26 protein-coding genes, 1 tRNA gene and 3 pseudogenes are annotated in these 26306 nt (G+C 59.4%); 17 read left to right on the top strand and 13 right to left on the bottom strand.

Annotated elements, in window-relative coordinates; translation table 11 throughout:
- Positions 1–18: 18 nt before the first annotated feature.
- Complete coding sequence (locus tag ACZ1GU_RS11365) at positions 19–1077, top strand: Fe(3+) ABC transporter substrate-binding protein (RefSeq protein ID WP_472648097.1); 1059 nt, start codon at positions 19–21, stop codon at positions 1075–1077.
- Here ACZ1GU_RS11365 and ACZ1GU_RS11360 read toward each other — a convergent pair.
- Positions 1074–1778, bottom strand: a complete 705-nt coding sequence (locus ACZ1GU_RS11360) for a Fe2+-dependent dioxygenase (protein WP_472648096.1) — start codon at positions 1776–1778, stop codon at positions 1074–1076. The two genes, ACZ1GU_RS11365 and ACZ1GU_RS11360, sit on opposite strands and share 4 nt — an antisense overlap.
- 161 nt (positions 1779–1939) lie before the next feature.
- Here ACZ1GU_RS11360 and ACZ1GU_RS11355 point away from each other — a divergent pair, with 161 nt between their 5' ends.
- The gene (locus ACZ1GU_RS11355; RefSeq protein WP_472648095.1) at positions 1940–2755 is read left to right on the top strand and encodes a ferredoxin--NADP reductase; all 816 of its coding nucleotides are present in this window, start codon (positions 1940–1942) and stop codon (positions 2753–2755) included.
- A gap of 15 nt (positions 2756–2770) precedes the next feature.
- Here the strand turns inward: ACZ1GU_RS11355 and ACZ1GU_RS11350 are convergent, their stop codons facing one another.
- Positions 2771–3286 carry a flavin reductase family protein gene (locus tag ACZ1GU_RS11350; RefSeq protein WP_472648094.1) on the bottom strand — a complete coding sequence of 172 codons (516 nt, stop codon included), beginning with the start codon at positions 3284–3286 and terminating at the stop codon, positions 2771–2773.
- 166 nt (positions 3287–3452) lie between these two features.
- Between ACZ1GU_RS11350 and ACZ1GU_RS11345 the strand changes: the two genes are divergently transcribed.
- The 12 genes and pseudogenes from ACZ1GU_RS11345 to ACZ1GU_RS11290 all read left to right on the top strand — a co-directional run bounded on the left by ACZ1GU_RS11345 (position 3453) and on the right by ACZ1GU_RS11290 (position 17396).
- The gene (locus tag ACZ1GU_RS11345; protein WP_472648093.1) at positions 3453–4595 is read left to right on the top strand and encodes an acyl-CoA dehydrogenase family protein; all 1143 of its coding nucleotides are present in this window, start codon (positions 3453–3455) and stop codon (positions 4593–4595) included.
- Between the two features lie 14 nt (positions 4596–4609).
- A pseudogene (locus ACZ1GU_RS11340) lies at positions 4610–5351 on the top strand (SDR family NAD(P)-dependent oxidoreductase).
- Positions 5352–5633: 282 nt separating this feature from the next.
- Entirely contained in the window at positions 5634–6287 is a 654-nt protein-coding gene (locus ACZ1GU_RS11335) for a lytic transglycosylase domain-containing protein (RefSeq protein ID WP_472648771.1), read from the top strand.
- A 34-nt stretch (positions 6288–6321) separates the two neighbouring features.
- Complete coding sequence (locus ACZ1GU_RS11330) at positions 6322–6651, top strand: TrbC/VirB2 family type IV secretion system protein (protein WP_472648092.1); 330 nt, start codon at positions 6322–6324, stop codon at positions 6649–6651.
- A gap of 10 nt (positions 6652–6661) precedes the next feature.
- On the top strand, positions 6662–6946 hold the full coding sequence (locus ACZ1GU_RS11325; protein WP_472648091.1) for a VirB3 family type IV secretion system protein: 285 nt from the start codon (positions 6662–6664) through the stop codon (positions 6944–6946).
- Positions 6947–6980: 34 nt separating this feature from the next.
- Positions 6981–9422: a VirB4 family type IV secretion/conjugal transfer ATPase gene (locus ACZ1GU_RS11320; RefSeq protein WP_472648090.1), complete on the top strand. Its 2442-nt coding sequence runs from the start codon at positions 6981–6983 to the stop codon at positions 9420–9422.
- Complete coding sequence (locus tag ACZ1GU_RS11315; protein ID WP_472648089.1) at positions 9419–10597, top strand: TrbL/VirB6 family protein; 1179 nt, start codon at positions 9419–9421, stop codon at positions 10595–10597. The genes ACZ1GU_RS11320 and ACZ1GU_RS11315 overlap by 4 nt, the downstream gene beginning before the upstream one ends.
- Positions 10594–11412 (top strand): TrbG/VirB9 family P-type conjugative transfer protein, encoded by an 819-nt coding sequence (locus ACZ1GU_RS11310; protein WP_472648088.1) that lies wholly within the window; start codon positions 10594–10596, stop codon positions 11410–11412. Before ACZ1GU_RS11315 ends, ACZ1GU_RS11310 begins: the two co-directional genes overlap by 4 nt.
- The gene (locus tag ACZ1GU_RS11305; RefSeq protein WP_472648086.1) at positions 11412–12542 is read left to right on the top strand and encodes a TrbI/VirB10 family protein; all 1131 of its coding nucleotides are present in this window, start codon (positions 11412–11414) and stop codon (positions 12540–12542) included. Before ACZ1GU_RS11310 ends, ACZ1GU_RS11305 begins: the two co-directional genes overlap by 1 nt.
- Before the next feature lie 20 nt (positions 12543–12562).
- Positions 12563–13598: pseudogene (virB11, locus tag ACZ1GU_RS11300) on the top strand (P-type DNA transfer ATPase VirB11).
- A 73-nt stretch (positions 13599–13671) separates the two neighbouring features.
- Positions 13672–15852 carry an RNA degradosome polyphosphate kinase gene (locus ACZ1GU_RS11295; RefSeq protein ID WP_472648770.1) on the top strand — a complete coding sequence of 727 codons (2181 nt, stop codon included), beginning with the start codon at positions 13672–13674 and terminating at the stop codon, positions 15850–15852.
- A complete protein-coding gene (locus tag ACZ1GU_RS11290; protein ID WP_472648085.1) occupies positions 15849–17396 on the top strand; it encodes a Ppx/GppA phosphatase family protein in 1548 nt (515 codons plus the stop codon). Before ACZ1GU_RS11295 ends, ACZ1GU_RS11290 begins: the two co-directional genes overlap by 4 nt.
- A gap of 7 nt (positions 17397–17403) precedes the next feature.
- On the opposite strand, the gene ACZ1GU_RS11285 is transcribed toward ACZ1GU_RS11290, so the two are convergent.
- Positions 17404–18240, bottom strand: coding sequence for a queuosine precursor transporter (locus ACZ1GU_RS11285; protein ID WP_472648084.1), 837 nt, complete (start codon positions 18238–18240; stop codon positions 17404–17406).
- A 71-nt stretch (positions 18241–18311) separates the two neighbouring features.
- Here ACZ1GU_RS11285 and ACZ1GU_RS11280 point away from each other — a divergent pair.
- Together ACZ1GU_RS11280 and ACZ1GU_RS11275 are read left to right on the top strand one after the other, a co-directional pair.
- A tRNA-Arg gene (locus ACZ1GU_RS11280) sits at positions 18312–18388 on the top strand.
- Positions 18389–18538: 150 nt separating this feature from the next.
- Positions 18539–18886: a hypothetical protein gene (locus ACZ1GU_RS11275; protein WP_472648083.1), complete on the top strand. Its 348-nt coding sequence runs from the start codon at positions 18539–18541 to the stop codon at positions 18884–18886.
- An 18-nt stretch (positions 18887–18904) separates the two neighbouring features.
- Here the strand turns inward: ACZ1GU_RS11275 and ACZ1GU_RS11270 are convergent, their stop codons facing one another.
- From ACZ1GU_RS11270 to leuC, 10 genes and pseudogenes are all read right to left on the bottom strand, one after another.
- A complete protein-coding gene (locus tag ACZ1GU_RS11270; protein ID WP_472648082.1) occupies positions 18905–19687 on the bottom strand; it encodes an NUDIX hydrolase in 783 nt (260 codons plus the stop codon).
- A 311-nt stretch (positions 19688–19998) separates the two neighbouring features.
- The gene (grxD, locus tag ACZ1GU_RS11265) at positions 19999–20331 is read right to left on the bottom strand and encodes a Grx4 family monothiol glutaredoxin (protein WP_472648081.1); all 333 of its coding nucleotides are present in this window, start codon (positions 20329–20331) and stop codon (positions 19999–20001) included.
- A 45-nt stretch (positions 20332–20376) separates the two neighbouring features.
- Complete coding sequence (locus tag ACZ1GU_RS11260; RefSeq protein WP_472648080.1) at positions 20377–20610, bottom strand: BolA/IbaG family iron-sulfur metabolism protein; 234 nt, start codon at positions 20608–20610, stop codon at positions 20377–20379.
- 4 nt (positions 20611–20614) lie between these two features.
- Positions 20615–20938, bottom strand: a complete 324-nt coding sequence (locus ACZ1GU_RS11255) for a DUF1476 domain-containing protein (protein ID WP_472648079.1) — start codon at positions 20936–20938, stop codon at positions 20615–20617.
- A gap of 76 nt (positions 20939–21014) precedes the next feature.
- Complete coding sequence (locus tag ACZ1GU_RS11250) at positions 21015–22013, bottom strand: NADPH:quinone oxidoreductase family protein (RefSeq protein WP_472648078.1); 999 nt, start codon at positions 22011–22013, stop codon at positions 21015–21017.
- Positions 22010–22615, bottom strand: coding sequence for a 3-isopropylmalate dehydratase small subunit (gene leuD / locus ACZ1GU_RS11245; RefSeq protein ID WP_472648769.1), 606 nt, complete (start codon positions 22613–22615; stop codon positions 22010–22012). The genes ACZ1GU_RS11250 and leuD overlap by 4 nt, the downstream gene beginning before the upstream one ends.
- Complete coding sequence (locus ACZ1GU_RS11240; RefSeq protein WP_472648077.1) at positions 22615–22770, bottom strand: isopropylmalate isomerase; 156 nt, start codon at positions 22768–22770, stop codon at positions 22615–22617. The genes leuD and ACZ1GU_RS11240 overlap by 1 nt, the downstream gene beginning before the upstream one ends.
- 67 nt (positions 22771–22837) lie before the next feature.
- On the bottom strand, positions 22838–23902 hold the full coding sequence (locus ACZ1GU_RS11235; protein ID WP_472648076.1) for a zinc ribbon domain-containing protein: 1065 nt from the start codon (positions 23900–23902) through the stop codon (positions 22838–22840).
- Positions 23903–23953: 51 nt separating this feature from the next.
- Positions 23954–24358 carry a GFA family protein gene (locus tag ACZ1GU_RS11230; protein WP_472648074.1) on the bottom strand — a complete coding sequence of 135 codons (405 nt, stop codon included), beginning with the start codon at positions 24356–24358 and terminating at the stop codon, positions 23954–23956.
- Positions 24358–25702: pseudogene (leuC, locus tag ACZ1GU_RS11225) on the bottom strand (3-isopropylmalate dehydratase large subunit). The gene ACZ1GU_RS11230 and the pseudogene leuC overlap by 1 nt, the downstream one beginning before the upstream one ends.
- A 189-nt stretch (positions 25703–25891) precedes the next feature.
- On the opposite strand from leuC, the gene ACZ1GU_RS11220 reads away from it, so the two are divergent.
- Entirely contained in the window at positions 25892–26305 is a 414-nt protein-coding gene (locus ACZ1GU_RS11220; protein ID WP_472648073.1) for an acyl-CoA thioesterase, read from the top strand.
- The last annotated feature ends 1 nt before the right edge of the window (position 26306 follow it).

Below are 26306 nucleotides of genomic sequence, written 5' to 3'. Positions count from 1 at the left end.
ACATTTCAAGGAATCGTAATGACATTGAATTTTGCACGCAGCGCCATCGCTGCGGTAATGGCTGGCGTGCTAGCCTCATGTTCTCCTGCGGGCGAAAGCGGCGAAGGCACAGACGGCGTAGAAATCATCGGCGAGGTGAACCTCTATTCCTCGCGGCACTACGACACCGACCTGGCGCTCTACGAAGATTTCACTCGCGAAACCGGCATTCGGGTCAATCGGATCGAGGCCGACGCTGACGCGTTGATCGAACGCATTCAGAGTGAAGGCGAGTTCTCGCCCGCTGACTTGCTGATCACGGTTGATGCGGGGCGGTTATGGCGAGCAGAGGAGGCGGGCATTCTCGCTCCGGTCGAATCCGAATTGCTAACAGCGCGTCTGCCTGACTATCTGCGCCATCCTGACGGCTTGTGGTTCGGACTGTCGACCCGTGCGCGCGTCATCATTTACAATAAGGCAGCGGGCGAGCCGGAAGGTCTCACCACCTATGCCGACCTGACCGATCCAAGCCTGCGCGGCGCAATCTGTGTCCGGTCCTCGTCTAACATCTACAACATTTCGCTGCTTTCCAGCATCATCGCCAATCAGGGCGCGGATGCTGCGGAAAGCTGGGCGCGCGGCATCGTGCGCAACTTCGCTCGGACACCACAGGGCAATGACACCGCGCAGATTGAGGCGGTCGCCGCTGGCGAGTGCCGCATCTCAATCGTCAATTCCTATTATCTTGCGCGCTATGCGAAGGAGGATGCCGAGAACCCAGAATTGCTCGATGCAATCGGCATCATCTTTCCCGATCAGGACGGCAATGGCACACATATCAATATTAGCGGTGCGGGCTTGCTCAAAACAGCTCCCAATCGTGAAAACGCGATCCGCTTCCTCGAATATCTGACCGAGGAACTGGCTCAGCAATATTTCGCCAATGGCAACAATGAATACCCGGCTGTCAGCGGTGTGAAGGCATCCTCAGCGGTGGAGAGCCTCGGAGAATTCATCCCCGACACGCTCAACGCAGCGGAAATTGGCAAGAACCAGGCAGAAGCGGTGCGGATCTTCGACCGCGCCGGCTGGAACTAGATCTGGGCCCACATCCGCAGCAGATTGGCGATGCTCTTGTCCAACGTGAGCATCGCCGCCGGATCGACATTGCCTGAAGCGCGCAAGGTGCTGCGGGTGTTATCGAGATCGAACAGCACTTCGCGCTTTCCACCGTCCGGGATCAGGCTCTCGATCCAGCCGACCGCGACATGACGCTCCCCTGAAGTGACAGGACGAACCTCGTGGATGCTGGTCGACGGGTAGAGCACCAACTGCCCCTGTCCGCCCGCGATTTCCTGCGTGCCGCCCGCGCCGTGGATCACGAGCTCGCCGCCTTCATAGCCGTCGCGCGGCGAGAGAAAGAGCGTAAAGGAGAGGTCGCTGCGCATCCGCCCATCGCCAGCGCCCATCAGTGCATTGTCGACATGTGTGCCATAATGCCCGCCATCTGCGGTCTTGCTCACCATTATGTGCGAGAAACGGCGAGGCCGCGCGGCGCTGTTGATGACCGGATTTTGAGCGATCGAAGGCATAATCGTGTCACGCAAGGCTTGTCCCGCGGCGTCGTTCATCACCGCCTGCTGATTGTCTTTCACAGCTTTGGCAGTCGCGCCTGCCGTCTGGCGCCCATCCTTCCAGGATAAGGCTTGGATCTGGCCGGCAAGGCCCGCAAGAACGGTTTGGTCGGTGATGGCTGCAATGGTCAAAATCATGGGCGCAGTGACTGGCGCAGCGCGCATCACGACGCAAGCCCTGCTGTCTTTGCCCAAGGCGCGCTTTCAAACGCAAACGCGAAACTGTCTTGAAGAAAATGCGCCAAACCGCCACATGCGCCGCGATAGACAAAGGCTCAGCCAATCCGGCGATTGGGCCATTCCAGATGAATTGACCGAGGCACGATTTGACCGAGCTAGTACTTGATCGCGACCAGTTTACCGAGAGCGGCGCTCTCTCAGTCGAGACGGTCACCTATGTCCATCACTGGACTGACAGCCTCTTCACGCTGCGCATCACGCGCCCGTCTTCTTTCCGTTTCCGTTCGGGCGAGTTCATCATGATCGGCCTGCCGGGCGATAATGGAAAGCCGCTGCTGCGCGCCTATTCGATGGCGAGCCCCAGCTATGCCGAAGAGCTCGAATTCCTCTCGATCAAGGTGCAGGACGGCCCGCTCACCTCGCGGCTACAACACATCAAGGTGGGCGATCCGATCTATCTCGGCAAGAAGCCGACCGGCACGCTCGTCACTGACGCGCTGTTGCCAGGCAAGCGCCTGTTTATGCTGTCGACCGGCACTGGTCTTGCTCCGTTTATGAGCCTCGTTCGCGACCCTGAAATTTACAATCTCTATGACGAGATTTTCATCGTGCATTCGGTGCGTCAGGTCGAAGAGCTTGCCTATCGCGAATTGCTCGAAAGCCAGCTTGAAGGCGATCCGCTGATCGAGGATGAAGACCGCGCGCGCTTCCACTACGTGCCGACTGTCACCCGCGAAGACTTTCACACCACGGGCCGGATCGGGACGTTGATCGAAAGCGGCAAATTGTTCGAGAAGAGCAAAGGCCCGCAGCATTTCGTGCCCGATGAAGATCGCGTGATGCTGTGCGGCAGCATGGCGATGATCAAGGATCACGCCGCCGACCTCGAGGAACGCGGCTTTACCGAAGGCAGCAATTCACAGCCCAACCAGTTTGTGATTGAACGCGCATTCGTCGGATAAGTTACGACGCTTGGGTCAGCTCTGCGGCGAGATGTCGCGATACTGCCCTTGGTAATAGAGCAGCGGCTTGTGATCCTGCGTGAAGCGCGCGCGGGTGATCTCACCAATCAGGATCAGATGATCACCGCCATCGTGCACGCCGTGCGTCCGGCATTCGAAATTGGCGAGCGCATCGTGCAGGATCGGAATGCCATTCTCGCATGTGTCGAACGCGATTTCCGAAAAGCGGTCTGTACCTTTGGTCGCGAACAGGGTCGAGATGCCTTCCTGATCGCTGCGCAGGACGTTGACGGCGAAGTGCTCGCATGTCTCTAGCGCTGCCGTCGTTGACGCGCTGCGCGCCGGGCAGACCAGCAGCAAAGGCGGGTCCAGACTGACCGAGGTAAAGCTGTTGGCAGTAAGCCCCACCGGCTCACCATTTTCACCCAGCGACGTTACCACCGTTACTCCGGTCGCGAACATGCCCATCGCATCGCGCAAAATGCGCGGGTCAGAGCCGGAGCGGTATTCGGTGTGATTGGGTGAACGCATGTGTGATGCGCATGTGCGTCTCACCCGGCCAATTTGCAAGCATTGCAGGCGTCCCAAGCGAATTTCTTACGCGTTGACCGCATTCACGGGCTTTACAAAACGCGCGCACTGGCCATGAATTGCAAATGAAGACCTGATTGCACACTTCTTCCCGGAGAGACCCCGAATGCTCGATACATCCCATCGCACCGCCTACAATGAAGATCACGAGGCGTTTCGCGACACGGTACGCAAGGTTCTTGGTGAGCATATGGTGCCCTACCTCGATGAGCATGAGGCCGAGGGCATCGTGCCGCGCAAGGCGTGGAAGGCCTTGGGCGAGGCGGGCATGTTGTGTCCTACCGTGAAGGAAGAGAATGGCGGGCTGGGCCTCGATTTCGGGTTCAACTGCGTGCTAGCAGAAGAACTTGCCTATATCGGCACGTCAGCCGGTTTCACGCTCCAGAATGACATCACGGTCAATTATTTCGAGCGGCTCGGCAGCCCCGAGCAGAAGGCGAAATATCTGCCCGGCATGATCAGCGGCGATATCATCACCGCCATCGCGATGACTGAGCCGGGCACGGGCAGCGACTTGCAGGGCATCCGCACCACGGCGGTCGAAGATGGCAATCATCTCGTCGTCAACGGCTCGAAGACCTACATTACCAACGGGCAAAATGCCGATGTCGTGATCGTCGTCGCCAAAACCGATCCGAGCATGGGCGCGAAAGGCACTTCGCTGGTGCTGGTCGATGCCGACACGCCTGGCTTTGAGCGGGGGCGCAATCTCGACAAGATCGGCCAGCATTCGGCCGATACCTCCGAGCTGTTCTTCGCCGATTGCCGCGTGCCCAAGACCAATATCCTCGGCGGTGAGGGCAGCGGCTTTGTGCACTTGATGGAAGAGCTACCGCAGGAACGCCTGAGCATCGCGGTTTCCGCGCAGGGCGGTGCGCAGCGCGCCTTCGATGAAGCGGTGAAATTCACCAAAGATCGCAAGGCCTTCGGCACTACCATTTTTGAGTTTCAGAACACAAAGTTTACGCTCGCAGATTTACAGGCGAAATTGCAGGTTGGCTGGGCGCATCTCGATTGGGCGATTGCCCTCCATTTGCGCGGTGAGTTGACCACGGATGAGGCCAGCGCCGCCAAGCTATGGCACACCGAAATGCAATGGGAGATGGTCGATGCCTGTCTGCAATTGCACGGCGGGGCGGGCTATATGAACGAATATGCGATTGCCCGGCTTTGGCGTGATGCACGTGTGCAGCGCATCTATGGCGGCACCAGCGAGATCATGAAAGAAGTGATCAGCCGCGCGATTTGAAGGAGCCCATTGCGATGACCGACCCACTCGATTTTTCCGGCAAGCGCGTCGTCGTCATCGGCGGATCGAGCGGTATCGGCAACGGCATCGCGCACGGATTTAAAGAGCGCGGGGCGGAGGTGATTGTCACCGGAACCCGGCCTGACGAGGGCGACTATCTTGAGGCCGAAGACAGCGACTTTACCGGACTGACCTATCACCAGATCGACGTAACGGATCGCGAGGCGGCGGACGCGTTTGCGCAAGAGATCGGCGCGCTTAATGTGTTGGTCCAGTGTCAGGGTATCGTGCGTTACAACTCGCAGGAATTCGTACCGCGAGGGATGGGATGATGTGATCGACGTCAATCTCAACTCGCTGATGGATATCTCCCGCGCGTTTCATGCGGGGCTTTCTGAAACTGACGGAATGATGATCGTCGTCTCATCTGTCATGGCCTTTATCGCCGCGCCTGGTAACCCGGCCTATGGCGCCTCGAAAGCGGGCGCTGCGCATCTGGTGAAATCACTCGGTCAGGCATGGGCGCGCGATGGGATCCGGGTGAACGGCATCGCGCCCGGCTTTGTGCCCACGAAAATGACCACGGTGACTACCGAACATCCCGAGCGCCGCGAGGGGGCGCTGAAGATGATTCCCATGCGCCGCTTCGGCACGCCGGAGGAAATGGCCGGCGCGGCCCTATTCCTCGCCTCGCCGCTATCCGCTTACATGACTGGGCAAACGCTGAAAGTGGATGGCGGGCTGACGCTCTCCTAATATGCCGCGCCAGAGCGCCTTTAAGGGCGGCATCTGTTCGGAAAAGTCATGCCGTGTAGAGGCCTAATGGCGTGCCAAGGCAACGTTTGGCCGCACAATTCGGCGATATGAGCCTGATTCCTTCCGACCGGAGCTATACGGGATTGCGGCAAGTGTTATCTTCCGGTTAACCATAGTGCTATACCGTCACTGCTACGTAATAATTGGGGTTAATTGGCGTAGCATTTGGCGTTCGCCACTAGCCTGCCGCAGGTTGACTGGTTTGGCGACGTTACTGGAGGGATGATGATCACTGTACGTACGGGATCGGTTGGCTTGATGTCTGCCCTGATCCTGATGGCTGCTCCGGCGAGAGCAGATGTGATGGAAATCGACGCTGATGGCGGAGCGCGCTGGATCGCAGGTGATCGCGCAGCGGTGGTCGCGGGTGCGCCAAGCATCGCGGCTTCGGGCGAGGCCGCGAACCTTGATGGCATGGTCGTGCCTGAGGTGATCATTGCAAACACTCAGCAACATGCTGCCGCCATTCCGGCCGTCTATGCCGGGAAGGTGCACGAACTTGCCGCGCGTTATGATCTCAGCCCTGCCTTGCTTGAAGCCCTCGTTTGGCAGGAAAGTCGCTGGCGCCCCAACGCTGTTTCCCATGCTGGCGCGCGCGGCCTTGCGCAATTGATGCCGGGAACGGCGCGCTACCTGGGTGTCGATCCCGACGATCCGTTCCAAAATCTCGAAGGGGGAGCGCGCTATCTTCGCGAGCAACTCGACCGCTTTGATGGCGACTTGGAAAAAGCGCTCGCTGCCTACAATGCCGGGCCGGGCCGCGTGATTCGTGCAAACGGAATTCCCAACATTCGTGAGACCCGCAATTACGTCGCGGCCATCATGGGGCGGCTTGCCAGTCATTCACGCGTAGAAACAATCGCCTACGGGCAGTAATTCACAAACATCATCGGACAAAAGCAGAGACTTGATGAACAAATCCAACCTTTCGTTATCTCGCCTTACCGCTCGCATTGCAGCCGCTTTTGCGCTGCTGATGGCGCCGAGCGCAGCTTGGGCACAGCAACAGGTTGCCGACCCGCAAGGTTCGGGTCCAATCGTTGCCGCATTGGGCTGGCTGCAGGGCACTTTGCTGGGTAATGTCGCGACCGCAATCGCTGTTATGGCTGTGGCGGCTGTCGGCTTCATGATGCTAACAGGGCGGATGAACTGGCGCTTTGGCGCGACTGTCATCATCGGTGTCTTCATCCTGTTCGGCGCATCGACAATCGTCGCCGGAATTCAGGCGGCTTCGGCATAGAGCAGATGCAATGAGCAATCTCGTTCGCCATCCTGTTCACCGCGCATTGACCCGCCCGCAAATGTTCGCCGGCGTGACGATGAACTTCTTCATCATCAATTTGATGGTGACGACGATTGCGTTCCTGATTCTGAAAAACTGGTGGATCATGATCGTGCCCGTGGTGGTGCATGTGATCGGATATTTCTCCTCGCTGAGAGAGCCGCGGATCTTCGATCTCTGGATCACCAAGGTGTCGAAGTGCCCCCGGATCAAGAATTACAAACATTGGGGCTGCAACAGCTACGCCCCGTAAGAATTTCGAGCAGGCCTGATAAGGAGGGCCAGGTATGGTCAAATGGATTGGAGCAGCGAGCTGGAGCGCGAAAGAAGCGCTGGCTGGCGATCGCCTGCCCTATGAGCGGCTGATCGACGAAAGCACCGTGCTGCTGCGCGATGGCTCGGTCATGACCGCGATCCAGGTGCCCGGCCTGCTGTTCGAGACCGAGGATTCCGACGCGCTCAACGCTCATGCGGCAACGCGTGAAGTGATGCTGCGTTCAACGCTTGATGCGCGCTTTGTGCTGTATCATCACGTGATCCGGCGGCGGGTCGAGGTGGAGCTGGATGCGGAGTTTGACGATGCGCTGTCGCGCCACATCGATGCGCGCTGGAAAGAGCGGCTTGCGGGCGGCTCGATCTTCATCAACGACCAATTCGTAACGCTGATCCGGCGCCCCGCGCGCGGCAAGGCTGGTCTGGCCGAGCGGTTCTCCAAAGTGTTCAGCCGCGCAGGGCGAGAGCTTGAAGCCGATCCGAAAGATGTGCGCAGTCTGAAGGCGGCGGTCACGGGCTTGGTTGCCTCGCTTTCCGCCTATGGCGCGAGCATCCTCGGCGATTACGAAGCGTCGGGCAGCGATGGCACCAATTCGGAAATGCTTGAGTTGCTTTCTGCGCTCTACAATGGCGAGATGCGCCCCGTTCGACGGCCCGCCGAAGACACCGACATCGGCCACATGCTGCCTTATCGCCGCGCGAGCTTTGGCATTGATGCGATGGAGCAGCGCGGTTCGGGTGAGCCCGATTTCTCCGCGATCCTCGGCCTCAAAGACTACCCCGAAGCGACATCTCCTGGCCTGCTCGATGGCTTGCTGCGTTTGCCATATGAGATGATTGTCACCGAGAGCTATGCTCCCAACGAGCGCACCACAGCGCGCGAGCGGATCGACCTGGCGCTGCGCCGGTCGCGTTCGGTCGATGAGGAGGCGGCGGCTGAGCGGGCAGACATGATGGCGGCCCGCGATGCGCTGGGCAATGGCGCGGTCGGCTTTGGCGATCACCACCTCACTGTTCTGGTCCGCGAGCGCTCGCTCGACCGGCTTGATGATGCGACCGCAGCTTGCGGCGCTGCTCTGGCGGACACCGGCGCGATTGCGGTGCGCGAAGACACCAATCTTGAGCCTGCTTTCTGGGCGCAGTTCCCGGGCAATGAAGATTACATCGTTCGCCGCGCGCTGATTTCCTCAGCCAATATGGCGAGCTTTGGCAGCTTCCACGGATTCGCGCTTGGCCAGGCCAGTGGCAATCATTGGGGCGATGCTGTGACCTTGCTGGAGACCACCAGCGCGACCCCGTTCTTCTTCAACTTCCATCACGGCGACCTCGGCAATTTCTCGGTCATCGGGCCATCGGGCTCGGGCAAGACCGTGGTGATGAATTTCCTCGCGGCCCAGGCGCAAAAGTTTAAACCGCGCACCATCCTGTTCGACAAGGATCGCGGGGCAGAACTGTTCGTGCGCGGAATTGGCGGGCGCTATGACCGGATCAGCGCGGGCGAGCCGACCGGCTTCAACCCGCTGGCGCTGCCGGATACGCCGACGAACAAGGCGTTCTTGCGCGATTGGCTTTCCGTGTTGCTGGACGCCGACGGGCCGGAAGAATTCGCAACGATCAGCGCGGCTGTCGATGCGGCCTACGCGAATGATGCGGGGCTTCGCCGTCTGCGCCACTTCAAGGAATTGTTGGCCGGAGCAAGGCGGCCTCAGCCCGGCGACCTTGCCGACCGGCTGTCAGCTTGGATCGGCACGGGCGGCGAGCAAGGCGGCGAACACGCTTGGCTGTTCGACAATGAGCGCGACTTGCTAGACCTCGAACAACGCGTGCTCGGCTTTGACATGACCGCGCTGCTCGAAAACCCGCGTCTGCGAACGCCGACCATGATGTATCTGTTCCACCGCATTGATGAGCGTCTCGATGGTCAACCGACTATGATCCTGATCGATGAGGGGTGGAAGGCGCTCGACGATGAAGTCTTTGCCGCGCGCATCCGCGATTGGCTCAAGACCTTACGGAAACGCAATGCGCTGGTCGGATTTGCGACCCAATCCGCCGCTGACGCGCTCGAAAGTCGCATTTCAACCGCATTGGTCGAACAGACTGCGACGATGGTGTTCATGCCGAACAGCCGCGCGCGGCCAGAGGATTATTGCGATGGGTTCGGTCTGACCGATCACGAACTTGCGCTGATCCGCACTTTGCCTGCGCATTCGCGCTGCTTCCTGGTGCGTCAGCCCGATGCAAGTGTCGTGGTGCGGCTCGATCTGTCGGGCGCTCCCGAAGTGCTTACCGTTCTTTCAGGCCGCGAGAGCGCGGTTCGCAGGCTTGATCTGCTGCGCGAAGCTGTCGGTGACAAGCCGGAGGATTGGTATCCGGCCCTCACCAACAAGCCTTGGCCAGACGGCGCGCCAAAGGATCGCGATGGCTCTGATCCGATGTGGCAGGCCGCCGAATGAGCGTGAATTGCGATTCTGTTGCCGAGAATATGGGCACGGGCGTCGCCGCCGCTTTGACGGCGGTGGACTGCGTCGCCTCGCAAGTGACTGAGCAGGCGTTTGGCCGTCTTTTCGGCACACAAGGTGAACTCGCCACCGTTCTGACGATCCTGCTTGTTCTCTACGTCGTGTTCTTCGGCATCAGCCTGATGCTGGGGCGCTCCAATGTCAGCATTCGCTCTTTGCTGCCACGCATGATGACGTTGGGACTTGTGCTGACTTTTGCGACCAGCTTTGTCGCTTATCAAAGCTTCTTCTGGAACATTTTCACCGGCGGGCCAGACTGGCTTGCGGGTGTGCTCACCGACAACAATGGATCGGCGACGCAGACCTTTGCGGCAAAGCTGGATGTGGTGTTCTTGGCGGTGCAGGAAGCCAGCACGGGTCAGACCGATATTGATGCATTTTCGCCTCCCGGCATGATGTGGCTTGGCGCAATGCTGTTGCTGCTTGGCACAGTGGGTCTGCTGGTCACAGCGCGCATTGGCCTTGCGCTTTTGCTCGCGATTGGTCCGATCTTCGTAGTTCTGGCGCTGTTCAACGGCACGCGTGGGCTTTTTGTGGGCTGGCTCAAAGGCCTGACGATGCTGGCGCTGGCTCCGCTCTTCGCGGTACTCGGCGGTTCGATTATGCTTGAGCTTGCTGTGCCGATCCTCGCTGCTCTGGTCGCCGTGCCTGGCGAGATCGATCAGCAGGCTGCGATGGCATTCTTCTTGGTCGGCGCTGTCCACGTTGCGCTCATGTTTATGGCATTAAAGGTCGCCACCAATATGGTCGCAGGCTGGCAGGTGTTCGGCTTTGCGCAGACCAAAGAGGACACCAGAAGCGTGGACACTGTCACAGCCAAACCGGCGCCGCAAAGCGTGCCGGTCGACAATCGCGCAGCGCAAGTCGCCCCTGCTGCCACGGCTGCTGCTCAGCGGAGGATCGACATGCCGGCAATCGCCACTGCACAGGCGGCGAACGACACCGGCTCTTCAGGCGGCGGGCAGGGCAGTGTCCGCACGACCAAGGTGTACGCCACCAGTTCGGGCGGATCGCAAAACGCGCCGCTTAATCCAGGACAATCGCGCACGCGCGGGATCGGCAACCGGTTCCGCCCGGCTCAAACGCGCAAATCGGAGACACGATCATGACCCGCGCGCCGACTTTCCGGCTTCCCTTGGTGGCACTGGCCTTGGCTGTCAGTCCGCTCGTAGCCAGCCCGACCGCGGCGCAGGACACGCGCCTTGTTACGGTGGTTTATGACGAGGCTGAGGTCGTCCGCATCGCAGGCAAGCCGAAGGTCCAAGCGACCATCAAATTCCGCAAGGACGAATCGATCGAAAACGTCGCCATCGGTGACAGCCAATCATGGCAGGTGACGCCAAACAAGCGGGCCAATTTGCTGTTCGTGAAGCCGCTGTCACCCAATGCCTCGACCAATATGACGGTGGTGACCAACAAGCGGACCTATCTGTTCGATCTGGTTTCAAACCCTCGCAACCGTCCGCTTTATGTGCTGCAATTCGCCTATCCCGAAGAGGAAGCGCGCGAAGCGGCGGAGCGTCAGGCGCGGATGGAGCGTGAGGCGCAGGAACGCGCCAATGCGACCGAGCTTGCAGCGGCCACCGATCCGTTTGCGGTGGTTGATCCCTCGCGGCTCAACTTTGCGTGGGAAAGCAAAGGTGACAAGGAACTGCTTCCGGAACGCGCCTATGACAATGGCGATGTGACATTCCTGACCTGGCCGGAAGGCACCTCGATTCCGGCGATTCTTGTGACCAATCATGAAGGCGACGAGGGTCCGGTCAATTTCACCGTGCGCGGCGACACCGTGGTGGTCGATGGGGTGCCAGCGCAAATCATTCTGCGATCCGGCGATGACAGCGCGACGCTGACCAACACTGGCCCCGTGCAGTCCGCCAGTAAGGGGCGCCCTGAACAATTTGCCCAGACGGAGACGAAGTGATGAAGCTTGCGATGCGACTTCCACCCAAGAAGGGTGTTTCCAGTGCGGGTACGGATGGTGATCCGCGCGAGCAGGAATCGGCAGAGATCATTGATCTGGCGAGCCGCAATGGCTTTCCGGCGGTAACCGACCGCAAGACCAAGAGCGATGGGCTTGGCCTTGCCGCAGGTGTGGCGATTGTGTTTGGCCTCGGCGCGGTGACGCTGTGGAGCATGAACGCGGCGCGCGTTGCGCCTGAGCAATTGCCTCCGCAAGCTGCGCAAGTGCCGCCGCCTGCCGCAGCGCCTGCGACTGTGCAGCCGGTCAATGTGGCTGAAGTGGCGCCTCCAGCGGCACCAGCGGTTGTTCCAGCTCCGGTTTTGTCGAACAATCCGAGCCGTGTCGTGGGCCCGGCGGTAAATCCATATTCAAGCCCGACGATGGTGTTTGATGCCAGCTCGGCTGGCGCTACTGTCGCTCCCGGAGCGGCGGTTCCGGCTGCGACCTCGACAACCGCAGCGCCTCCAGCGGGCGGAGTGGGCGGTCCAGCCGGCGAATTTGCCAGCCGAATTGGCGGGGTCGGCGGAGCTCCTGCGAGCGCACAGGCAATGGTCAATCCGGACACTACCGTGACGCAGGGCACTTTGGTCCCGGCGATCCTAGAAACCGCGATCAACACCGATGTGCCGGGCTTCGTTCGCGCGGTTGTCAGCCAGGATGTGCGCAGCTTCGACGGGTCGAAAATTCTCGTGCCGCGCTCTTCACGCCTGATCGGTCAATATCAGTCCGGTGTGCAGCAAGGGCAAAAGCGCGCCTATGTGATCTGGACCCGCTTGATCCGGCCTGATGGAGTTTCGGTCAATATCGCTTCTCCCGGCGTTGGATTTGATGGCACCACGGGCCTTGCCGGTGATGTCGATACGCATTTCTTCAGCCGGTTTGGTTCGGGCCTCTTGCTGTCGGTAGTGGGCGGCCTTGGCGCGGTGGCCACTGGCGGTGTTGGCGGCGTGATCGTTGCTGGCGGTGCGCAGTCGGCTGCGAATTCGGCAGTCCAGGCCGATGGCCAACGCTCGCCGACCATTCGCGTGAAGATGGGCGAGCCGATCCGCGTCTTTGTCGCGCGCGATCTTGATTTCAGCCAGGTCAACTGAGCGGGATTTCGGGGCGAGCCATGAGCGCTGATATTCACCCGTTGCCGGGCACTCCAGATGCCAATGACGCGCCCGAAAGCGCGTCTGATGCCCCGATCATGGGTGAGCGGAGCGTCTATCTCGACGCCTATCTCGCACCGTTCCGCCGCTGGCTCGACCGCGATACCGTGACGGAGATTATGGTCAATCAGCCGGGCGAGATCTGGATCGAAGATGCCTCCGATCCCGGCATGAAGCGGATTGAGGCGAGCGACATCGACGACCGTCTGGTGCAGCGTCTTGCCGAACAAGTCGCGCGCGTCAGCCACCAAGGGATCAACCGCGAGCATCCTCTGCTTGGGGCGACCCTGCCTGATGGAGCACGCATACAATTCTGCGGACCGCCAGCTTCACGCAAGCATTGGGTGATGGCGATCCGTCGGCACCGGCGTCTGGACCTGCCGCTCGATGCCTATGACACTGGCCCGCTGCTGGGCGAGCAAAAGGTCGCCATGCCTGATCCGCAGAGCGAGCCTATCGCCTATTTGCGCGAAGCGATCCGTCATCGCCGCACGATCCTGATTTCCGGCGGCACGAGCACGGGTAAGACAACCTTTCTCAACGCAATGCTTGGCGAGATTCCTCAGCAAGAGCGCGTCGTGCTCGTCGAAGACACGCCAGAGCTCAAATTCCCTGGCGAGAACGCTGTCGGCCTGGTCGCGGTGAAGGGCGAGCTTGGCGAGGCCAAAGTGACCGCCAATGAATTGCTGCAAGCGGCCTTGCGTTTGCGCCCCGACCGGATTGTACTGGGCGAATTGCGCGGCGCAGAGAGCGTATCTTTCTTGCGGGCGATCAACACCGGCCATCCGGGAAGCTTCTCCACCATTCATGCGAACAGCCTCTCCGGCGCGCTTGAGCAATTGTCGCTGATGGTGATGCAGACCGGCATTGGCCTCTCACGCGAAGACACCATCGCCTACGCCTCCAGCGTGATCGACGTTATCGTTCAGCTCGTGCCGCGACGCCAATGGCAAGCGCGGTATCACGCAGATCGCGGATTGTTGCTCGCTCGTCTGAGGCGCTTGGAACAAGTGACAAGCAAGCCCCTGTGATTTAAACGATGCTGAGCGTCGTGAAGATTTCAGGAATGATGAGCAACCAACCGATATCAGCCAACGATTTGGACCCGGTGGGCTTTGGACCGGATGGTGCGCCAACCGAGCGCGATGGCGACGCTTACTTCAATCGCGAGTTGAGCTGGCTGAGCTTTAACGAGCGCGTTCTCGCGGCAGCCTGCAACCCGCGCTATCCGCTGCTCGAACGGCTGCGTTTCCTGTCGATTTCGGGCAGCAATCTTGACGAGTTCATGATGATCCGTGTGGCTGGCCTAGTTGGCCAAGTGCAGCGCGGTATCACCCGACCTGCGATTGATGGACGCACGCCTTCACAGCAGCTCGCAGCCATCCGTGAGCAGCTCGAGAGCATTTCCGACCTGCAACAGAATATCTGGCGCGAGCTCCATGATCTGCTGGGTGAAGCTGATATTTTCGTTGCCGACGATGACCGGTTGAAGCCCGCTGCGCATGACTGGCTCAAAGCCTATTTCCTCGACGAAATTCTGCCCGTGATCACACCACAAGCGCTCGATCCCGCGCATCCATTCCCCTTCATCGCCAATGAAGGGATGGGGTTGCTCTTCACGCTCAAACGCGATGTCGACGAGGAGCAGATCATCGAGATGGTCTTGATCCCGAGTGCCTTGCCGCGCTTTGTGCGCGTGCCGGGCGAGGATGCAATCTACATCTCCATTGCGAGCCTAATCCAACGCTATGCCAGCAAAATGTTTCCTGGCTTCTCCATAATCGGCGACGGCCTGTTCCGCGTGCTGCGCGACAGCGATATCGAAGTGGAGGAAGAGGCTGAAGACCTCGTGCGCTATTTCCGCACCGCGATCCAGCGCCGCCGCCGGGGGCAGGTGATCCAGCTTGAGATCGAGGAAGACTTCGATCCAAAGGCTGAGCAGATACTGCTCGAACAGCTAGGCATTCACGAAGCCGCAGTGATCAAGACCGACGGGATGATCGGGATCGACGGGCTTGCCGAGATTGTCGAAGAGGAACGTCCCGATCTTAAATTTGACAGCTACAGCCCGCGTTACCCTGAACGTATTCGCGAGCATGATGGCGATGCTTTCTCCGCCATTCGCGAGAAAGACATCATCATCCACCACCCTTACGAAAGCTTCGAAGTGGTGGTCGACTTCATCCGTCAGGCCGCGCTTGATTCCGATGTCGTGGCGATTAAGCAGACACTCTATCGCGCAGGCTCACAATCGGCAGTCATCAACGCGCTGATCGCGGCTGCAGAGGCGGGCAAATCGGTGACCGCAGTGGTGGAGCTCAAGGCGCGCTTCGATGAAGAACAGAACCTGATGTGGGCAAACAAGCTTGAGCGCGCGGGCGTTCAGGTGATCTATGGTTTCGTCGATTGGAAAACCCACGCGAAGGTCGCGCTGGTCGTGCGACGCGAAGAAGATGGTTTTCGCACCTACTGCCATTTCGGCACCGGGAATTACCACCCGATCACCGCGAAGATCTACACCGACCTGTCTTTCTTCACCGCCGATCCTCGGCTCGTGCGCGATGCGGCAAAGATGTTCAATTTTGTGACCGGCTATGTCGAGCCATCCGACCTTGAAGAACTCGCGATTGCGCCGCTCAACCTGCGCGAGGAAATCTACGAACGGATCGATGCAGAGATTGCCAATGCGAAAAAGGGCAAGCCCGCCGAGATCTGGTTCAAGTGCAACCAGATCACCGACAAGGGCATGATTGATCGGCTGTATGCTGCAAGCCAAGCGGGCGTGACAGTAGAGCTGGTAGTGCGCGGCATTTGCTGCCTCAAACCCGGCGTGCCCGGCATGAGCGAGAACATTCGCGTCAAATCGATTATTGGACGCTTTCTCGAACATGGCCGCATCTATTCCTTTGCCAATGGTGAGCCGATGCCGAGCGGTGAGGCGGCGGTCTACATCTCTTCAGCGGACTTGATGGGGCGTAATCTTGATCGCAGGATTGAGGCGTTGATCCCGATCAACAACCGGACTGTGCACGATCAAGTGCTGCAGCAAGTGCTGCTCGCCAATATGCTCGACACCGAGCAAAGCTGGTGGCTGAAGCCTGATGGCAGCTACGAGCGGGTCATGGCCGATTCCAAGCCGTTCAATTGCCATAGCTATTTCATGACGAACCCGTCGCTCTCTGGGCGGGGCGGTTCGCTGGAGGCGGGCGGGGTGCCCAAGCTGTCATTGCGCAAAGGTGGGTCTGGATGACATTGCGGGCGAAGCGGACAGACCGCGAAGGGGTATTCTCCGGTAACAAGGCAGAGCGCGCGATCATCGATATCGGGTCGAACACGGTTCGTCTGGTCGTTTACGGCGGTTCGATGCGCGCGCCGACCGTTCTCTTCAATGAAAAGGTCACGGCGCAGCTGGGCCGCGATATCGCCAAGACCGGCAGGCTCGCCGATGAAGCAATTGAGCTCGCCATGCGCGGCTTACGGCGCTTCGTCCTATTATTCGACGATCTCGGCATTGACGATGTGGAGACGGTCGCGACCGCTGCCGTACGCGATGCGGAGAACGGTCCTGAGTTTGTCGAGGGTGTGCGCGCGCTTGGATTGGACCCGCAGGTTATCTCTGGCGAGGAAGAAGCGCGGTTGAGCGCGCATGGCGTGCTCGGCGCTTTTCCGGGTGCAGAAGGCACCGTTGCTGATTTGGGCGGAGGAAGCCTTGAGCTGATCGATATCGCCGACGGGGAGACGGGTGAGGCCACCTCACTGCCGCTCGGCACCCTCCGACTACCCGATTATCGCGCCAACAAGCCGGCCGAGATGCGCAAATCGCTGGAGAAAGCGCTCAAGCAAGGGGGGTGGGGGAAGCCAATCAACGCGCCGCTCTATCTCGTTGGCGGAACGTGGCGCGCGATGGCGGTCTACGCCATGGGGGAGCGCAAATATCCGCTGAGCGATCCGCACGGATTCGAATTGCCGCTCAAAGAGGCCAAGAAACTGGCGCAAAAGCTCGCTAAGCAAGATCCCGATGCGCTGAAGGGGCAGGACCGCATTTCTTCGATGCGCGCGGAGAAGCTCCCCGATGCGGCGGTGTTGTTGCAAGCCCTGCTGGCGAGGCTCCAACCAGAGAAACTGGTATTTTCGTCATGGGGCATTCGCGAAGGGCTGCTCTACGACCGACTGCCGGAAACTGGCCGCGCGCAAGACCCGTTGCTCGCCGGGGTGGCGCTGTTCGCTGCTCAGCGCGGTGCACCCCCGATGTTGGCGACCTTGGTTGCGGGTTGGACGGTCGATGCGGCTCCTGCTCGTGAGCACGGGTCAGAGCGATTGCGGTTGGCTGCGACCATGCTTGCACTGGCGGGCATGCAGATCGAGCCTAACCTGCGCCATCCGCTGGTCGTCGACTGGGCGCTGCACAAGCGCTGGATCGCGGTTAGCGCTAAGGGCCGCGCGATGATGGCGGCGGCGAGTATGGCGAACGGTAATCGCAACGACTTCCCTCGCGAAATCACCGCATTGGCGAGTGAAGAAGAGCTGCAGGAGGCGATCACCTGGGGGCTCGCGATACGTATTGCTCGGCGGATCGGGGCGCGCTCACGCCGGTCGCTGCAGGTGAGCCGATTGGCGCTGGGTGAGGGTGGCCTTGTTCTACGCCTGGCCGCGAGCCACCGCGATTTGTTCGGTATTTCAACCGAGAAAGACATGAGATTACTGGCCAATCAGCTTGGCGTCGATTTTGAGGTTCAGATTGTTTCCGACGAAGAATTGCATTCGGTCGAGATAGAGCCAGAACCATCCAAATAGGCTTAGGTCAGGCTGACCGCTTCTCGGTCGCAAATGGCGAGAAATCGGTGTCCGTATCGTACAGATCGACACCTTCTGCCTTTTTGAGACGGTTGATCACGAAGTAAGTGACCGGCGTTAGCAGCGCTTCCCAAACGACCTTCAGCAGCCAATTGGTGATCATCACCGTGATGACCGCTTCGGTGGTCCAGATGCCCCAGAAGGCGATCGGGTAAAAGATCAGGCTGTCGACCCCTTGCCCTACCACGGTCGAGCCAATCGTGCGGGACCACAGCGCCTTGCCCTTGGTCCAGACCTTCATCTTGGCCATGACATAGGAGTTGACGAACTCGCCCGCCCAGAAGGCTGTGATCGACGCGAGCACGATCCTCCAGGTGCTGCCGAAAACGGATTCGTAGGTTTGCTGGCAGATATCTCCCGGTGCAGCGGTGCCATCACCCGTCATCTGCAATGTCGCGCTGGCAGCGCATTCCCAACCGCCGAACGCCGGAAGGCCGACCACGACAAAGCTCATGAATGCCAGGAAGATCATCGCTGCGAAGCCGGTCCAGATGACGCGGCGTGCCCGCGCAAATCCGTAAATCTCGGTTAGGATATCGCCGATCACATAGCCCAGCGGGAAGAACAGGATGCCCGCGCCGTAGATGAACACGCCGTCTGGGGCCGGCCACATGCCATCAGGCCAGAACGGCACATCGACGAAAGTCAGCTTGGCCGCGCCGATAATGTTCGACAGCAGCAGGATCGCCACAAACGCTGCCATGACCAGATCATAATAGCGGAACGTGACCGGCGCTGTGCTTGTGGCCTGAGGTGCACCCGAGTTTTCCATCGAAGAATCCATCTATGCCGCCTAACGCGATTTTACAGCCGCGCAAAGCACGCTATTGGGCGCGAGACGCAGATGCACAGTGCGCGCCCGTAGCTCATCTGGATAGAGCGCGAGACTTCTAATCTTGAGGCAGCAGGTTCGAGTCCTGCCGGGCGCGCCATTCACGTCTCGGGCAATTTCGCTTCGTCGCTGCAGCGACACGGCCTGTGGGGCGCGACGCCAGCACAGCAAGTTCTGGCGCCGCGCGACACCTGCGGTTCAGCTTTGCGCGAGCAGTCTCCTCGTTCCCCTATTGGAAAGGAGACGTCCCATGTTGCGTGTCACTTTTGCTTCTATCGCTCTGGTCGGTTCAATGATGGCCGCGCCGCTTGCTGCGCATGATGCCGATATTGTCGTCCGCGGCTACAAGGCGCCGATCTCGCCGAACAACTACACCAACAAATGGTGGATCGATTATCAAACCGACATCAGCGAGGCGAAGCGTGAGCTAGCGAGCGACCTGCGCCGAGCAACCGATGAAGAAGATCGCCGCGACGCTTATGAAGAGTACGATCAGGAAATTCGCGACGCGCGCCACGATTATCGCAAGGAAATGCGAGAGCGCGGATACCGTGTTGTAAACTTTCGCGAAAATCGTCGGCGGCTTGCACGCCGCTAACTTCAAAAAGGTGTTCGGCTATCCGCGCGCGACTGTCTCAAGCAGTTCAGACGTGATCGGATAGCCGGCATCTTCCATGATCCGCAGCATCGGCTGATCGCCACTCTCGTCGATCTGAGGCACGATGGTCTTGACTGGAATGGCCTCGGCCTGCGCGCGAGCCTCGGCGAAGTTGGCGAACATGGCGAGCCGCTCTAGGTTGCGTCGTGTCGGAAAGATCAGCTTGATCTCCCCTCGCTCGGCCATTTCGAGCGCACCCTGAGCGCTGACCCAGAAAAGCCGCGTGTTTTCGGAGTTGTCAGCGGACACTTCGACATCACCGGTGCCGAGATTGGCGAGATAAAAGCGCGTGTCGTAAATGCGAGAGATGTTCTCGTTCTTGGGAAACCAACGCGCAAACGGAACGATCTGATCGAGGTCGAGCGACCAGTCAAACTTTTGGAGCACAGGAGCGAGAGCGCCCTTTTCGTGCAGCAAGCCGCGCGCATCCTTCGCACGCTCCGCGTCGACATCTCCGGCAAGGCCAAGAGCCAGGCCCGTTTCTTCAAGTGTTTCCCTGACAGCGGCGACCTGATGCGCTGCTTCGTCAATCGGCAGCTCCGACCTGATCGAGCGAGCAAGCTCAAAATCCGCCTCGTCCACGCGTCCACCGGGGAACACAGCCATCCCGCCTGCAAACGCCATGTTGCGCGAACGAACAGTCATAAGAACTTCGGGCGGACCGCCGTCAGGCGCGTCGCGGAAGATTACGATTGTTGCTGCGGGGATACCTTCGGAAGATTGCGGGTTTTGCTCTGTCATCTTATGCCTTTGATGAAGGGTGATTGCTCGCTTGCCAACTGCGAAAAGCCTCGCGCCTGTCGGTATCCCTTACAATCGGTGCTATGGTTAATTTTGCGAAACCATCTAAGTGCTTGTTTAAAGGTGTAAACGCATTTTTGGCACAAGCGATGCATAGTATCGGGCAACCCGTGTGGTCTTCGATAAAGAGATGGGACTTTTCTGGTCTCTAGTTCCATCTCCCCGAATGAGAAAAGCCGCCTCGTTTGGTTCACGAGGCGGCTTTCTCTTTGTCCAAATGGCTTCAAGCGCCAGCGCGGCTGCGCGCGAAATCAGCTCTCAGCTTTTGCGACCTGCTTCTCTTCCATCAGTTGTTGAAGCTCACCGGCCTCGAACATTTCCATCATGATGTCGCTTCCGCCGAGAAATTCGCCCTTCACGTAGAGCTGCGGGATGGTCGGCCAGTCGGAGAAGGTTTTGATGCCCTGGCGCACTTCCATGTCCTGCAAAACATCGACGCTTTCGTAGGCCACGCCGCAATGATCAAGGATTGCGACCGCGCGGCTCGAAAAGCCGCATTGCGGGAACAGGGGCGTGCCCTTCATGAACAGGACGACGTCATTGTCGCCAACGATGGTGGAGATGCGTGAATTGATGTCAGACATAAGAGTCCAGGCCTTTGAAATCGGTAATTTGAAAAGTGATGGATTTTAGGTGGGGACCACAGTGGTGACTTGCAAGGCGTGCAGCTCACCGCCCATCCGCTCACCGAGGGCGGCGTAAACCATCTTGTGCTGTTGCACGCGGTTCTTGCCGGCAAACTGCGGCGCGCTCACGGTCGCGGCCCAATGATCGTTGTCACCGGCCAAATCCTGCATTTCGACCGTCGCGCCTGGAAGCGCGGCGACAATCAGCGCCTCAATATCTGCAGCTGCCATCGGCATGCGATCAGCTTTCGCTCATATATTGGCGTTTGGCTTCAATCGTCATTTCTTCGAGCTTGGCGCGGATTTCGTCCTCCGAAACGTCGCATTCGGCTGCGGTCAGATCGCCCAGCAGCTTGCGGATGACGTCTTCATCACCGGCTTCTTCGAAGTCGGCTTGGACGACGGCTTTCTTGTACGCGTCGGTTTCTTCTTGTGTGAGGTTCATCAGGCCAGCGGCCCATTCACCCAGCAAGCGATTGCGGCGAGCAGCCACTTTGAACGCGGTTTCTTCGTCCATTGCGAACTTGGCCTCTTCGGCGCGTTCGCGGTCTTTAAAGTCGGTCATTGGTCCCTCCGAAAAGTCATATTCAGCAAATAGGGTGGGGCGGCGCGCGCGACAAGCGGCAATGCCCCTGTACCGATCAGTCCATTGTCACAACGAGTTTGCCCACGGCCTCGCGGCTTTCGAGCTTTGCAATGGCTTCGCCCGCGCGCTCCAATGGGAATGTCTCTGACACGAGCGGATCGATCTTGCCCTCTTTCATCAGCGTGAAGAGCTCTTTCACCTGCTCGACGAATTTGGCGGGTTCGCGCGCGGTGAATGCGCCCCAGAACACGCCGCAAATGTCGCAGCTCTTGAGCAGGGTGAGGTTGAGCGGCATTTTCGCGATACCAGCGGGGAAGCCGACCACCAGGAAGCGGCCTTCCCACGCGATTGAGCGCAAAGCAGGCTCGGAATATTGCCCGCCGACAATATCGTAAACGATGTTCGCGCCATTGGGCCCGCAGGCGGCTTTGAATGCATTGGCGAGTTCTTTGGACGCTGCCTTGTCCATCTCCTCGCGCGGGTAAATCACGACTTCGTCCGCGCCCGTTTGTCTGGCCACTTCGCCTTTAGCCTCGCTCGAGACAGCCGCGACGACGCGCGCGCCGAATGCCTTGGAGAGCTCGATGGCGGAGAGACCGACGCCGCCCGCCGCGCCGAGCACCAGCACGGTATCGCCTTCCTTTATGTGTCCGCGATCTTTGAGGCCGTGGATCGTCGTGCCGTAGGTCATCAGCAGCGAAGCAGCTTTCTCAAACGGTACGCCCTCAGGAACCGGGAACATGCGGCCCGCAGGCACAATCACTTTTTCAGCGAGCCCCCCATTGCCGATCCCTGCGAGCACGGTGTCGCCAACAGAATAGCCTTCGACGCCTTCGCCGACCGCCTCGACCACGCCCGCGATCTCTCCGCCGGGCGCAAACGGACGCTCTGGCTTGAACTGGTAAAGGTCGCGGATGATCAGCGTGTCGGGATAGTTGATCGCGCATGCCTTTACGTCGACCAGCACTTCGCCCTTGCCGGGGGTTGGCACATCCACCTCATCCAGTGTCAGCGTTTCCGGGCCGCCTACCGAGTGCGAGCGTAGGGCTTTCATGCGTTTATCTCCGTTCCTTTGGTCATCCAGCTTTGCGTAGAGGCACGCTGGGTTTCATATGATGTGATTGCGTTTTGCCGCTCAAGGGTGAGTGCAACTTCATCGAGACCGTGCAGCAGACAGTGCTTGCGGAACGGGTCGATGTCGAATGTGCAACGGTCCTGAAAGGGCGTGGTGACGCTCTGTGTCTCAAGATCAATGTCTATGGGCTCACCTGCCCGTGCGACCTCCATCAGGCGGTTGACCGCCTCCTGCGGCAGGACGATGGGCAGGATGCCATTCTTTACCGCATTGCCTGAGAAGATGTCGGAATAGCTTGGCGCAATGACCGCGCGGATGCCGAGATCGAGTATAGCCCACGCGGCATGTTCGCGGCTTGATCCGCAGCCGAAATTGTCGCCAGCTAGCAGGATCGGCGCACCGGCATAGTTGGGATCGTCAAAGACGTTTCCCTCTTGCGCCCGGATGCTTTCAAACGCGCCTTTTCCTAGACCTTCGCGGCTGATCGTCTTCAACCACTTGGACGGAATGATAATGTCCGTGTCGACGTTCTTCGCGCCGAACGGGATCGCTCGGCCAGTGACGCGCGCGACCGGATCCATCAATCGGTTTCCGGCTTTTCGCCCGAGGGAATGGGGCCGGGCTGGGTCGGCTTCTTTTCATTCTTGCCGCGCTTGTTTGCATACAGCAGGGCTGCAGCGATTGCGGCAGAGCCGATGGCACCGGCGGCGATGGCGGCTTTGGATTTCTTGGTCATAGTCTTCTCATGGGGAGGGGGCGGGGGATTGGCAAGAGGAATGGCAGGCTGGTTCGCCTAAAGCGCGCTAGGCCGTGCTTGGAGCGTTTGGCACCGCATCTTCGGCAGAGGTCCCGCAAGCCATGCAAAATCGGAAAAACGCCATCTTGCGAGTGTCGCAGCTTGAGCAATGGTCGAACAAGGTCATTCCGCAATGGACACAGAAATTGGTCTCTGTCCCGTCCATTTTGGCGATAGGGCGATCGCAACCCGGGCATACGCTTGAAGACATCTTCTTAAACGCTTCATCGTGGGACACGAGCTTACGGCGTTCTTCCTCGGCCTTTTGCTCGACCTCTTGCCGGTTAGCGAGATATTGCCGCATATTCTTGATCAGGAAATGGCCTGCGGCAAAGGTCAGGATGATGCCGACGCCATAGCGCACATATCCGCCATAGCTTGGCAGATACGGGACCAGCTCGACGAAGAAGACGAACACCGCCGCGAGCACGAACCCGCGCGAGATTGGCCAGTATTCTCCCTTGCGCCGTTTGACGACGAGGTATGCGGCAAAGCCCAGCATCGGCAAGGTGATCAGCAGGCGCAGGCCGAAGATGCGAAGTTCCTGCCAAAACTGCGCTTTCTCGTAGGCGGGAATGCCGGTTAATTCTGCATCGCTAATCTCGTCGTACAGCGCGCCGGAACGCTGATCGAGTTGGGTCAATTCGGTCTGCAAGTCGCTGATCGAGCTCTGCACAGAGCGTTCGTTCTGCTGCAATTGTTCAAGCTCTTGAGTTCGGCGGATTACCTCGGGATCCTGGGTCGGATCGGTGGTCGCAGTGCGGGTCTGAATCCAGGCCTCAAAGGTTTCCTTTGCCGATTGCGCCTCTGAGGAGGCCTTATTCTGCTGGATGCGGAGCAAGTCCATTCGGTCGCGCAAGGCGGCGCTTTGCTGCTCCACATCGCGCAATTCGCTCCGCAGACCTGTGACCTGTGCGGTCTCGACATATTCGCTGCGATCGACCCGGCTTTCGACTTGCGGCAAGTCGCCTATAATGAGGTTGCCGAGGCCAATGAGGAATGTGGCGAAGACGATCGAGACGAGCCACAAGACTCCTTTGTAGAGCCGCTCTGGAACTCGAATTCCCTTCATGACGTCCATTTCGCTAATCCCTCTCTATCGCGCGCCCAAGCCGCGAGGCCCCTAGATGAAAACGTCTTGGCCTAGCTTGCCGGGGTTGCGACGCTCTTGTGCAGGACCATCACCTTGCCAATTGTGCCCGTCAAGCGTGCGCGCTTCGATACCGTTGGTTTCCTGTGGGTCGAACATCCGCATGTTTACGCCGACGCGGTCGCCTTCAAAGTGCTCGGTCAGCACCCAGTGGGTGGTCGTTCCGCATGACGCGCAGAACCGCATCTCGACCGCTGGCTCGTCGTAATCAGCTCGGCGATACTCCTGAGTTGCACCGGTGACCTTCACGTCGGCAGACTGGAAGTAACCCCATGCTCCGCCCGACTTTCGGCACAGCGAGCAGTCGCACAGATTGATGTATTCAGGCTTTGCGGCAATCGTGACGTCAACCGCGCCGCAATGGCACTTTGCCTGCATCAGACTAGCTCGCGCACATCAGTGAGGCGCCCCGTCACAGCAGCAGCAGCGGCCATGGCTGGCGAGAGCAGATGCGTGCGGGCGCCGGGTCCTTGCCGACCGACGAAATTGCGGTTTGAGGTCGATGCGCAGCGTTCCCCGGCTGGCACTTTATCGGGGTTCATCCCAAGACAGGCGGAACAACCCGGCTCGCGCCATTCAAAGCCGGCTTGGATAAAGATCTTGTCCAGCCCTTCTTCCTCGGCCTGACGCTTCACGAGTCCTGACCCCGGCACGACGATGGCCCAGCGCACATTGTCCGCCTTGCGCTTTCCTTCGAGCACTTTGGCGGCGGCTCGCAAATCCTGGATCCGGCTGTTGGTGCAGCTGCCGATAAACACATTCTCGATCGGGATGGCGCTCATAGCGGTGCCAGCGGTCAACCCCATATAGTCCAGGCTTTTTTGCGCCGCGATCTCGCTTGCTCTCATCGGCGAAACTTTCGGGCGAGGGCACCTTGCCGCCAATCGCAACCACGTCTTCGGGACTTGTTCCCCAGGTAACAGTCGGTTCGACGGTGCTGGCATCTATCACAACCGATTTATCGAAGGTCGCTCCCTCGTCAGTGTGGAGGGTGCGCCAATAGGTGACTGCCGCATCCCAATCCGTATCCGCTGGCGCCATCGGGCGTCCCTTGAGATAGCTGAACACGACATCGTCGGGCGCAATCAGGCCAGCGCGCGCACCTGCCTCAATGCTCATATTGCACACCGTTAGCCGTTGCTCGACGCTCATTTGCTCGAACACGCTCCCACGATATTCGATCACATATCCGCTGCCGCCTGCCGCTCCGATCACGCCAATAATGTGCAGGATCAGGTCTTTTGCAGTTACGCCGTTGGGCAGATCTCCATCAACGCGAACTTCCATCGATTTCGATTTCTGCAGCAGCAAAGTCTGCGTCGCGAGCACATGCTCGACCTCGCTGGTACCGATGCCAAAGGCGAGCGCGCCCAACCCGCCATGGCTTGCCGTATGCGAATCTCCGCACACGATCGTCGTGCCTGGCAGCGAAAAGCCCTGTTCCGGGCCGACCACATGGACAATGCCCTGCTCATCATCGGCATCGCCAATATAGCGAATGCCAAACTCGGGCGCATTGCGTTCGAGCGCCTCAAGCTGCGCCGCGCTTTCAGGATCGGCAATCGGTATCTTGCCGCCGCTCGCATCGCGCCGCGCGGTCGTGGGCAAATTATGATCGGGCACGGCCAAGGTCAGCTCAGGCCGCCGCACCGGTCGACCCGCCAGCCGCAACGCCTCAAACGCCTGCGGGCTTGTCACTTCATGAACAAGGTGACGGTCAATATAGATGATCGAGGTTCCATCATCGCGCGTCTCGACAACATGCGCGTGCCAGATCTTGTCGTACAGTGTGCGGGGTTTGCTAGCCATAGCGGCTGGATTAGCGGCCTTGCTGCAACACTGGCAAGCGTGATGCGCACCAGACAAATCTTAGTCATAGAAAAGAAATCTATTTCCGCGTAACTTACATCCATGTCAGCAACCCCCGCCTCCGTTCCCTTCGCCTTTCCGATTAAGGTTCTGCCCGAAGACATCGACTTCATGGGGCACGTGAACAACGCGCGTTACCTCAACTGGGTGCAGGATGCGGTGTTGGCGCATTGGAACAAGCTGGCCCCGGCAGAGGAAGTGGCGAGCAAGGCGTGGGTCGCACTCAAGCATGAGATCACCTATCGCAAGCCCGCTTTTCTTGAGGACGATGTGATCGCAAGCACTGTGCTGGAACGCTTTAACGGCGCGCGCGCATTCTATCGCACTGTCATTTCGCGCGGCGAGGATGTGCTGGCTGAGGTGCAATCAAGCTGGTGCTGCATTGATTCCAAGACTTTGCGCCCGGCCCGCATTGGCGAACATATGCGCGAGTTCTTCTTCCCGAACGCGGACTAGC

It is taken from the genome of Erythrobacter sp. HA7-11 (assembly GCF_055693605.1).
The sequence above is the reverse complement of the archived record's forward strand: the minus strand, read 5'-3'. Positions and strand labels throughout refer to the sequence as shown.